General features: G+C 65.4%; 5 protein-coding genes and 1 pseudogene. 2 read left to right on the top strand and 4 right to left on the bottom strand.

What is annotated here, in order from left to right; genetic code table 11:
• Positions 1-43: 43 nt before the first annotated feature.
• From AC1RRP_RS14595 to aceE, 4 genes and pseudogenes are all read right to left on the bottom strand, one after another.
• The gene (locus tag AC1RRP_RS14595) at positions 44-1,720 is read right to left on the bottom strand and encodes a ShlB/FhaC/HecB family hemolysin secretion/activation protein (protein ID WP_493037376.1); all 1,677 of its coding nucleotides are present in this window, start codon (positions 1,718-1,720) and stop codon (positions 44-46) included.
• Positions 1,721-1,957: 237 nt separating this feature from the next.
• Positions 1,958-3,775 carry a dihydrolipoyl dehydrogenase gene (gene lpdA, locus AC1RRP_RS14590; protein WP_493037374.1) on the bottom strand — a complete coding sequence of 606 codons (1,818 nt, stop codon included), beginning with the start codon at positions 3,773-3,775 and terminating at the stop codon, positions 1,958-1,960.
• A gap of 9 nt (positions 3,776-3,784) precedes the next feature.
• Positions 3,785-5,197, bottom strand: a pseudogene (gene aceF, locus AC1RRP_RS14585) (dihydrolipoyllysine-residue acetyltransferase); the annotation flags it as partial.
• 24 nt (positions 5,198-5,221) lie between these two features.
• The gene (gene aceE, locus AC1RRP_RS14580; protein ID WP_493037372.1) at positions 5,222-7,945 is read right to left on the bottom strand and encodes a pyruvate dehydrogenase (acetyl-transferring), homodimeric type; all 2,724 of its coding nucleotides are present in this window, start codon (positions 7,943-7,945) and stop codon (positions 5,222-5,224) included.
• A gap of 176 nt (positions 7,946-8,121) precedes the next feature.
• Here aceE and AC1RRP_RS14575 point away from each other — a divergent pair, with 176 nt between their 5' ends.
• Both AC1RRP_RS14575 and AC1RRP_RS14570 read left to right on the top strand, forming a co-directional pair.
• Complete coding sequence (locus AC1RRP_RS14575) at positions 8,122-10,683, top strand: PAS domain S-box protein (protein WP_493037370.1); 2,562 nt, start codon at positions 8,122-8,124, stop codon at positions 10,681-10,683.
• On the top strand, positions 10,680-11,303 hold the full coding sequence (locus AC1RRP_RS14570) for a response regulator transcription factor (protein ID WP_493037368.1): 624 nt from the start codon (positions 10,680-10,682) through the stop codon (positions 11,301-11,303). The genes AC1RRP_RS14575 and AC1RRP_RS14570 overlap by 4 nt, the downstream gene beginning before the upstream one ends.
• The last annotated feature ends 62 nt before the right edge of the window (positions 11,304-11,365 follow it).

The following is an 11,365-nucleotide window of genomic DNA, read 5'->3' as shown; positions in this document are numbered from 1 at the left end:
AGTTGGTTCGCAAGCACGGTCCCTAGGCCAGAGCTGGATCAGGCTAAAACTGGATCAGCAGTGAGGCCAGCAGGCGCACGGCCTTGCCGTCGTCCGGGAGACTGGCGACCGGTTTGGTCAGGGGCCAGGCCGCTTCAAACTGGGCCGTCGCCGGCCCGGCCATGAAAAGACGGGTGCCGAAGCCGGCGGACGCCAGGCTCTGGCTGACCGGGGTACTGGCAGACGGGTTGCCGACCTTGGAAACCTCGCCGATGTCGTAGAAGCTGAACAGGTGATAGGACTGCAGCCCGCTGCCACCGACCGGCACGGCGTAGCGAGGCTCCAGCCGGAAGGCCAGCCCGCGATCCCCCACCAGTTCCGCGGCCTCGTAGGCGCGGCCATAACGGCGCCCGCCCAGGGCGAACTGCTCGGAGGACAGCAGTGGCGTGTCCGCGGTCCACTGCCCGGCCAGTCCGGTGGTGAGGCCCCAGCGCCCCCCCAGCGGCTGGTAGCGCGCATAGTCGAAGGTCAGCTTGCTGAAATGGCCATCGGCGCCGACGCGGCTCTTGAGCACATCGCCGCCCTGCGTCCCGCCCAGACCCCGGCTGAAGTCGACGTCGAGGTTGTTCTGCCCGTCGAGCAGGTCCAGCCGGCGCCAGGTCAGCCCGGTGCGCAAGGCGCGTATCTTGTCGTCGCTCACGCGCGCGCCCAGGATCTCGCTGCGGATATCGGCCTGGTCGTAGGTCACGCGCGCCAACAGGCTGTGGTTGCGGGTGCGCAGCCAGGGGGAACTCAAGGTCAGCGCAAACGCGTCCGAGTAGCCACGGACATCGAAGGCACGCAGGGTGTCGCCCGGCTGGGTGCGTGCCTGCGAGGCCGACAGCCCCAGCGCCAGCCCCTCCCCATTCAGCACCTGGCTATAGGAGAGCTGGGCAAAGGACATCTGCGTATTGCCGGTACCCGCGCCAATGAAACGCCACTGGTCGTTGACCCCGAGCAACTGGTTGCCGGTGACGCCCACCGTGGCCTGGTTGGGGCCCAGGTAGCGGGTGCCGTAGTTGTCGATCGAGGCAAAACCTTCCACGTCCTTCACACTGGCGATCAGGGTCAGGTCGGCGGCACCCACCGTCTGCGATGGCGACAGCACGCTGCGCAGCTGCACGCCGGGAAAGTCATTGGCGATCAGCAGGTAGCGCTCCAGCACCTGGGCCGACAGCGGCCGGGAGGCCTGGATCTTCGCCGCGATCTCCTCCAGCTGCGGACGCACGCGCGGGTCTCCTTCGATCCGCACGCTGGCCACATACCCCTCGATTGCGCGCAGGGTAAGCGTGCCCTCGGCCAGCGACTGCGGCGGCACGATCACCACCGAAAGAAAGTAACCGTCGTTGCGATACTGCACCGTCAGCGCCTGCGCGAGCGCAAAGATGTCGCTGCCGCTGATTTCCCGACCGATGTAGGGCCGGGTGTGCGCCTGCCACTGCGCGTCGCTGTAGACGGTGCCGCCCTCGACCCGGATGGCACGCAGCGTCACGCGCAAGGCCTTGACGGCCTCCGGCAAGACGGTTTCAGCTGCCCCCCTGAGTTCAGGCAAGCGGGCATCCGCCGAAGCAGACGGCGGGGCTTCGAAGCGTTCGCGAAGCCGGCCCGGCTCGGCCGTCGCCGGCGGAACCACCGTCTGGGCCTGCACGCCCCAGGCTGACAGGAGCAGTGCCGCTGTCAGCATCCCATCCAAGGCTCTCATCTTCCCCCCTCCAGGTCAAACCTCCGGGAGCGCCCTGTTCCTCATCACTCCCAGCAGCCTGGAAGGCAGGTCATCCGTCCCACGGCCCCATCTGTAACTTGGTGTAACCCAGTGTAATCTTTTGTAACACAAATGCAAGACTTCGATCCCGATGGACCGGAGCGGTCTGAAACAGGCGCGGGCAGACAAAAAAACGGGCGCCCTGGAGGCGCCCGTTGTGTGGAAGGCCGAAAAGGCTCAACGCCGCGCCGGGGGCACGTCGGTGCAACTGCCGTGCGCCACCTCGGCGGCCATGCCGATGCTCTCACCCAGCGTGGGATGCGGGTGGATGGTCTTGCCGATGTCCACGGCGTCGGCCCCCATTTCGATGGCCAGCGCGATCTCGCCGATCATGTCGCCCGCATGCGTGCCCACGATGCCGCCACCGACGATGCGGTGCGTCTGCTCGTCGAACAGCAGCTTGGTGAAGCCTTCGTCGCGGCCGTTGGCGATGGCGCGGCCCGAGGCCGTCCAGGGGAACAGGCCCTTCTTGACCTTCACGCCCTGGGCCTTGGCCTGTTCCTCGGTCAGGCCCACCCAGGCCACTTCCGGATCGGTGTAGGCCACGCTGGGAATCACGCGGGCGTTGAAGGCGGCAGCAGCCAGCTCCTTGTTGCCCAGCAGTTCACCGGCAATGACTTCGGCCGCCACGTGGGCTTCGTGCACCGCCTTGTGCGCCAGCATGGGCTGGCCCACGATGTCGCCGATGGCGAAAATGTGCGGCACATTGGTACGCATCTGGATGTCTACCGGGATGAATCCGCGGTCGCTCACGGACACGCCGGCCTTCTCGGCGACGATCTTCTTGCCGTTGGGACTGCGGCCCACGGCCTGCAGCACCAGGTCGTAGGTCTGCGGCGCCGGCGCGCCCTCGCCTTCGAACGTGACCTCGATGCCCTGGGGCGTGGCCTTGGCGCCCACGGTCCTGGTCTTGAGCATGATGTTGTCGAAACGCGGTGCGTTCATCTTCTGCCAGACCTTGACCAGGTCGCGGTCGGCGCCCTGCATCAGGCCGTCCATCATCTCCACCACGTCCAGGCGCGCGCCCAGGGTGCTGTAGACCGTGCCCATTTCCAGGCCGATGATGCCGCCGCCCAGGATCAGCATGCGCTTGGGCACGTCTTTGAGCGCCAGGGCGCCGGTGCTGTCCACCACACGCGGATCGTCAGGCATGAAGGGCAGGCGAACAGCCTGCGAACCGGCCGCGATGATGGCCGTCTTGAAGGCCACGACCTGTTTCTTGCCCGTCTTGTCCTGCGCCGCGCCGCTGGTCTCTTCCACTTCCACGTGGTTGGGGCCGACGAAGGCACCATAACCACGCACGATGGTGACCTTGCGCATCTTGGCCATGGCAGCCAGGCCGCCGGTGAGCTTGCCGATGACCTTCTCTTTGTGGCCGCGCAGCTTGTCGATGTTCACCACCGGCTTGCCGAAGTCCACCCCCAGGTCACCCAGGTGGCTGACCTCGTCCATCACGGCGGCCACGTGCAGCAGCGCCTTGGAGGGAATACAGCCCACGTTGAGACAGACGCCGCCCAGGGCAGCGTAGCGCTCGACCAGCACGACCTTGAGGCCCAGGTCGGCCGCGCGGAAAGCGGCCGAATAACCGCCAGGGCCAGCGCCCAGGACCAGCAGATCGCACTCGATGTCGGCGCTGCCGCCGAAGCTGGCCGCGACCGGCGCGGGTGCAGCGGATGAGGGGCTTTTCGAGCCCTCCCCCGTGACGGGGGAGGGTTGGGGTGGGGGTGAGCCAGCTTGCCCCGAAGGGGAACTCGTGTCGCTGCTTTCAAGCAGCAACACGAGAGACCCTTCTTTGACTTTGTCGCCGATCTTGACCTTGAGCTCCTTGACCACCCCGCCCTGGCTGGCCGGGATCTCCATGGAGGCCTTGTCGGACTCCACAGTGATCAGGCTCTGCTCGGCCTTGATGGTGTCGCCGGGTTGGACCAGCAACTCGATGACCGCAACCGACTCGAAGTCGCCGATGTCCGGAACCTTGATTTCTATGAGTGCCATCGGTTTTCCTTACAGCATGACGCGGCGGAAATCGCCGAGCACCTGGGCCAGGTAGGCGTTGAAACGTGCGCCCGCCGCACCATCGATCACACGATGGTCGTACGACAGGGACAGCGGCAGGACCAGGCGCGGCTGGAAGGCCTGGCCATCCCAGACCGGCTTCATGGCACTCTTGGACAGGCCCAGGATGGCCACTTCCGGCGCGTTGATCAGTGGCGTGAAGTAGGTGGTGCCGATACCACCGAGCGAGGAGATCGAGAAAGTACCGCCCTGCATGTCGGCCGCGCTCAGCTTGCCGTCGCGCGCCTTCTTGGAGAGTTCGGCCATCTCGGCGGAGATCTCCACCAGGCCCTTCTGGTCGGCATTCTTGAGCACGGGTACCACCAGGCCATTGGGCGTATCGGCCGCGAAGCCGATGTTCCAGTAGTTCTTCAGGACCAGCTGATCGCCATCGAGGCTGGCATTGAAGTCGGGAAACTTCTTGAGCGCCGCGACCGCCGCCTTGATGACAAAAGCCAGCATGGTGAACTTGATGCCGGCCTTCTCGTTTTCCTTGTTGAGCTGCACGCGCAGGGCTTCGAGTTCGGTGATGTCGGCGTCCTCGTAGCTGTTGACGTGCGGAATCATCACCCAGTTGCGGTGCAGGTTGGCGCCGCTGATCTTCTTGATGCGCGACAGTTCCTTGCGCTCGGTCGGGCCGAACTTGGCGAAGTCCACCTTGGGCCAGGGCAGCAGGCCCAGGCCGGCGCCATCGCCACCACCAGCAGGCGCCGTGCCCATCGCCTGGGTGCGGGCCGCGCCGCTCATCACGGACTTGGTGAAGTTCTTGATGTCTTCGTCAACGATGCGGCCCTTGGGACCACTGCCTTTGACCTCTTCCAGCGGCACGCCGAGCTCGCGCGCGAACTTGCGCACCGAGGGGCTGGCATGCGGCAGCTGCCCCTTGGGGGCCGAGGGATCGTGCGCCGGCACGGCGACGGAAGCCACGGGTGCGGTGGTTGCCGCAGCCTGGACTACCGGTGCCGGAGCGGCGACCGCGGCGGTTTTGGCCCCCTCCCCCGTGACGGGGGAGGGTTGGGGTGGGGTTGAGCCAGCTTGCCCCGTCGGGGAACTCGTTTCGCTGCTTTCAAGCAGCAAAACGAGTGACCCCATGGCGACCTTGTCGCCGATCTTGACCTTGAGCTCCTTCACCACACCGGCGTGGCTGGAGGGGATCTCCATGGAGGCCTTGTCGGACTCGACGGTGATGAGCGACTGCTCGGCCTTCACCGTGTCGCCGGGCTTGACCAGCAGTTCAATGACAGCGACGGACTCGAAGTCGCCGATATCGGGTACCTTGATTTCTACGATAGCCATGTTCTTGTCTTCCTGTTTGGGAAGCGGGCCCTGAGAGTCAGGCCCACCCGGCTGAGCGCGGGCAGGCCTGAGCCACAGGATCGACCCGCCTTATGCGTAAAGCGGGTTGATCTTGTCGACTTTGATCTTGTACTTGGCGATGGCCTCGGCCACCTTCTCCATCGGCACCGTGCCCTCATCCGCCAGGGACTTGAGCGCGGCCACGACGATGTAATGGCGATTGACCTCGAAGTGCTCGCGCAGCTTGCTGCGGAAGTCGCTGCGGCCGAAGCCGTCGGTGCCCAGCACCTTGTAGGTCCGGCCCTTGGGGATGTAGGGGCGGATCTGCTCGGAGAAGGTCTTGACGTAGTCGGTGGAGGCGATCACCGGCCCGGCATGCGGCTCCAGCTGCTGCGTGACGAAAGGCACGCGCTGCTTGGCCGTCGGGTGCAGCAGGTTCCAGCGTTCGCAGTCCTGGCCGTCGCGGGCCAGTTCGTTGAAGCTCGGGCAGCTCCAGACATTGGCGGCCACGCCCCAGTCCTTCTCCAGCAGCTCCTTGGCGAAGATCGACTCGCGCAGGATGGTGCCCGAACCCAGCAGGTTGACCTGCGGCGCCTTCTTGGCGGCCTTGGCTTCCTGCAGCAGGTACATGCCCTTGATGATCTGCTCTTCCGTGCCGGCCTTCAGGCCCGGCATGGCGTAGTTCTCGTTGAGCAGGGTCAGGTAGAAGAAGACGTTGTCCTGCTTCTCCACCATGCGCTTGAGGCCATGGTGCAGGATGATGCCCACCTCGTGCGCAAAGGTGGGGTCGTAGCTCACGCAGTTGGGGATGGTGCTGGCCAGCACCTGGCTGTGGCCATCTTCATGCTGCAGGCCCTCGCCGTTGAGCGTGGTGCGCCCGGAGGTGCCGCCCAGCAGGAAACCGCGCGCCTGCATGTCGCCGGCCGCCCAGGCCAGGTCACCCACGCGCTGCAGGCCGAACATCGAGTAGTAGATGTAGAAGGGGATCATGATGCGGTTGTTCGTCGAATACGACGTTGCCGCGGCGATCCAGCTGCAGATGCCGCCCGCTTCGTTGATGCCTTCCTGCAGGATCTGGCCCGCCTTGTCTTCCTTGTAGTACATGACCTGGTCCTTGTCGACCGGGGTGTACTTCTGTCCTTCGGGGTTGTAGATGCCGATCTGGCGGAACAGGCCTTCCATGCCGAAGGTGCGTGCCTCGTCCACGAGGATGGGCACCACACGCGGGCCCAGGGCCTGGTCACGCAGCAGCTGCGTGAGGAAACGCACATAGGCCTGGGTGGTGGAGATCTCGCGGCCCTCGGCCGTGGGCTCCAGCACCGACTTGAAGGTCTCCAACGACGGCACGGTGAAGCTCTCGCTCGACACGGTACGACGCTTGGGCAGGTAACCGCCCAGGGCCTTGCGGCGCTCGTGCAGGTACTTCATCTCGGGCGTATCGTCGGCCGGCTTGTAGAACGGGATCTTGGGCAGCTCGCTGTCCGGGATCGGGATGTTGAAACGGTCGCGCATGTAGCGGATGTCGTCGTCGCCGAGCTTCTTGGTCTGGTGCGCGGTGTTCTTGCCCTCGCCGGCCTTGCCCATGCCCCAGCCCTTGACGGTCTTGACCAGCAGCACGGTGGGGCCGCCCTGGGAGTTGTGGGCCTTGTGGAAGGCCGCATAGACCTTCTGCGCGTCGTGACCGCCGCGGCGCAGGCCCCAGACTTCCTGATCGCTCATCTTGGAGACCATCTCCAGCGTACGCGGATCGCGGCCGAAGAAGTTCTTGCGCACGAAGGCACCGTCATTGGCCTTGAAGGCCTGGTAGTCGCCGTCCAGTGTGTCCATCATGATCTTGCGCAGCGCGCCGTCCTTGTCGCGCGCGAGCAGGCCGTCCCACTCCTTGCCCCAGATCAGCTTGATGACGTTCCAGCCGGCGCCGCGGAACTCGCCTTCGAGCTCCTGGATGATCTTGCCGTTGCCGCGCACGGGGCCGTCCAGGCGCTGCAGGTTGCAGTTCACGACGAAGACCAGGTTGTCCAGCTTCTCGCGCGCGGCCAGGCCGATGGCGCCCAGGCTTTCGGGTTCGTCCATCTCGCCGTCACCGCAGAAGACCCAGACCTTGCGCTGGCTGGTGTCGGCCAGGCCGCGAGCGTGCAGGTACTTGAGGAAACGCGCCTGGTAGATCGACATGATGGGCCCCAGGCCCATGGACACGGTGGGAAACTGCCAGAAACCGGGCATCAGCTTGGGGTGCGGGTAGCTGGACAGGCCCTTGCCGTCGACTTCCTGGCGGAAGTTCAGCATCTGCTCTTCGCTGATGCGGCCTTCGAGGAAGGCGCGGGCGTAGATGCCGGGCGAGGAGTGGCCCTGGATGTAGAGCAGATCACCGCCGTGGGTGCCGCCCTCGTCGGTGTTGTCGGCGTGCCAGAAGTGGTTGAAGCCGGCGGCGAACATGTGCGCCAGCGACTGGAAGGAGCTGATGTGGCCACCCAGGTCGCCACCGTCGGCCGGGTCCAGGCGGTTGGCCTTGACCACCATGGCCATGGCATTCCAGCGCATGTAGGCGCGCAGGCGGCCTTCGAGGTCCAGGTTGCCGGGGCTGTGGGCTTCCTGGTCCGGCTCGATGGAGTTCACGTAGCCGGTGGTAGCCGAGAACGGCAGGTCGATGCTGTGCTCGCGCGCATGTTCCAGCAGTTGCTCCAGCAGGAAATGGGCACGTTCCGGGCCCTCCTGCGCAATCACGGCTTCCAGCGCGTGCTTCCATTCAAGGGTTTCCTGGCTGTCGAGATCTTGGGCGTCGATTCCAGACAGGTTCTGGGGCAGGGCTGACATGCTTGGCTCCTCTTGGTTTTAGGCACGGAACCTGTCTGCGGACAAGTTCTTCAGTCAATGTAGAACGATCCGGGAGTTTCTCATAATTCTTTTCCCATTTCAAGGCGTGCTCGCCAATTTCATATTATGGATTTCGCGGGGACCGCCGAAGGCCATACGGAATACACTTGGCACACATGCAAACCCGACTGCGCCGCCTGCTGCCCTACCTGCGCGAACTGCCCGCGCTGGTGCGTCTGCGGCAGTGGTGGCGCAGGCAGTCACCCCACCGCCAGGACCGTTACGCCATGCTGGCGCCGCTGCTGGCCGTGCTGCTGTTCCTGGCCGCCATCGTGGCCGCCTTTGGTTATCTGCGCCTGGAAGAGATGGAGCGGGAGCAGGAAGCGGTTCGCCGGGACGTGGAATACGCCCAGCAGCGCATGCGCCTGCGATTGCTGGAGCGCCAGGAAGAACTGGTGCGCCTCGCCCAGGAAGTCTCCAGCCAGGAACTGGACGCCGAACAGTTCCGCAACCGTGCCAACGTGCTGCTCAACCAGTACCCCGAACTCCAGGGGCTGAGCTGGGTCGACGAACGCCGCCGCCTGCGTGTCGCCCATGGCAATCCCAGTCTGGCGCAAAGCCTGGTGAACGGCCAGGTACGCAGCGGCGTGCTGCCGGAAAAACCCAGCGAGACCGAAAACGCCTTTGCCTTGGCGCGTGAATTGCGCCAGCCCATCTACGTGCAGCGCAGTGCCACGCCGGATGGCACCGCGCTGCTGGAGCTGCACCTGCCCTTGTACAGCCGGACGCGCTTCACCGGCGTTCTGCTGGCCGAGTATTCGCTGGACACGCTCTACCGCTACGGCGTCCCCTCCGAGGTCTCGGCGCGTTATGCCGTCTCCCTGCGTGACTCCCGCGGCGAGGTGCTGGCCGGCAGCAGCGCGCCCAAGCGCAACCGGGCTGGCCAGTGGCTGGGCTGGGCCTCCCATGCGAACGAATATGAAGTGCCGGTCTCGCCTGTAGGCAACGGCCTGGTGCTGCACGCCCAGGCCTATCGCGCTTCGCTGGGGGTGGTGGGCAGCGGCCTGTTCTGGCTGGTGGGCACGCTCAGCGTGATGACGGCCTGGATGCTGATCGCCAACTGGCGCCACACCCGCCGGCGCATGCAAGCCCAGCAGGCCCTGGTGCTGGAAACCAATTTCCGCCGCGCCATGGAGAACTCCATGCCCACCGGCATGCGCGCCCTCGACCTGCAAGGCCACATCACCTACGTCAACGCCGCGTTCTGCCAGATGACGGGCTGGAGCGAGCGTGAACTGGTGGGCTGCACCGCCCCCTTCCCCTACTGGCCCGAGGAAGACCGCGACATGCTGATGGGCCGGCTCGAAGACGAGCTGACCGGCCGCGTGACCCCGGGCGGCTTCCAGGTGCGCGTCAAGCGCAAGGACGGCACCCTGTTCGATGCCCGCATCTACGTCTCGCCGCTCATCGACGCACGCGGCCTGCAGACCGGCTGGATGACCTCGATGACCGACATCACCGAGCCCAACCGCGTGCGCGAGCAGCTCTATGCCTCCTACGAGCGCTTCACCACCGTGCTGGAGGCCTTGGACGCGTCGGTGTCGGTGGCTCCGCTGGGCACCGACGAATTGCTGTTCGCCAACAAGCTCTACCGGCTCTGGTTCCACGAACACAGCAGCGGCCATGTGCTCCTGTCCACCCAGGCCGGCATGCCGGCGCGCGTGAGCAGCGAGGACAGCCACGACAGCGTGGACGGCCTGATGGGCATGCCCACCAGCGCCCTGCCCGATGCCGAGGTCGAAAACGCCGAGGTCTATGTGGAGGAACTCGACAAGTGGCTGGAGGTGCGCACCCGTTACCTGACCTGGGTGGATGGCCGCCTGGCTCAGATGGTGATCGCCACCGACATCACGCCGCGCCGCCTGGCCGAAGCCCAGTCCGCCGCCCAGGCCGAGCGCGCACAGACCGCCAGCCGCCTGATCACCATGGGCGAGATGGCCTCCAGCGTCGCGCACGAGCTCAACCAGCCTCTGACCGCCATCAACAACTACTGCAACGGCATGGTCTCGCGCATCAAGGCGCAGCAGATCTCCGAGGAAGACCTGCTGGGCGCGCTGGAGAAGACGGCCAAACAGGCCCAGCGCGCCGGCCAGATCATCCAGCGCATCCGCGCCTTCGTGAAGCGCAGCGAGCCCAACCGCACGCTGTCGGAAGTCGCCGTCATGGTCAACGAAGCCGTGGAGCTGGCAGAGATCGAACTGCGGCGCTACAACGTGCGACTGAGCTACTTCATGGCCGACCTGCCGCCCGTGCTGGTCGATCCCATCCTGATCGAGCAGGTGCTGGTGAATCTGCTCAAGAACGCTGCCGAGTCCATCGTCCACGCACAACGCCCGCCGCAGCATCGCCGCGTGGAACTGCACGTGCTGCCGGCCACCGTCGAGGGCAGGCCGGTGGTGGAGTTCACCGTGACCGACACCGGCCGCGGCATCGCGCCCGAGGTCATGGCGCGCCTGTACGAGGCCTTCCACACGACCAAGGCCGAAGGCATGGGCATCGGCCTGTCCCTGTGCCGCTCCATCGTCGAGTCGCACCAGGGCCGGATGAAGGCCGAGAACCTCTACAATGGCTCTGCCGTCACGGGCTGCCGTTTCACCTTCTGGTTGCCCGTGGACGGACCAGCGGCTGCGTCGGCCCCCTTACAACTGCAAGCAGAAAAATCTCAGGTTAGAGCATGAGTCTGATTCCGAAAAAAGGCACGGTCTATGTGGTCGACGACGACGAGGCCGTGCGCGATTCTCTGCAATGGCTGCTCGAAGGCAAGGATTACCGGGTGCGCTGCTTCGACTCGGCCGAGTCCTTCCTGAACCGCTACGACCCGCGCGAAGTGGCCTGCCTGATCGTCGACATCCGCATGGAGGGCATGACCGGGCTGGAACTGCAGAACCGCCTGCTTGAAGGCCACTCGCCCCTGCCCATCGTCTTCATCACCGGCCACGGCGACGTGCCCATGGCGGTGGACACCATGAAAAAAGGCGCCATGGATTTCATCCAGAAGCCCTTCAAGGAAGACCAGCTGGTGGCCCTGGTCGAGCGCATGCTCGATCGCGCCCGCGAGACCTTCAGCGTGCACCAGCAGGCCGCCAGCCGTGATGCCCTGCTGGCCAAGCTGACCCTGCGCGAAAGCCAGGTGCTGGAGCGCATCGTCGCCGGCCGCCTGAACAAGCAGATCGCCGACGACCTGGGCATCAGCATCAAGACGGTGGAGGCACATCGCGCCAACATCATGGAAAAGCTCAACGCCAACACCGTGGCCGACCTGCTCAAGATCGCCCTGGGACAAGCCGCCAAAGCCTGACCCGCAGACTACTTCTCCGACGCCCGCCTCGTTCGCTCAGCGGGCGTTTTTACTTGACCGAC

The sequence above is a fragment of the Hylemonella sp. GW821-FHT12C09 genome (genome assembly GCF_058807395.1).
This window is presented reverse-complemented; position numbering and strand designations above follow the sequence as displayed.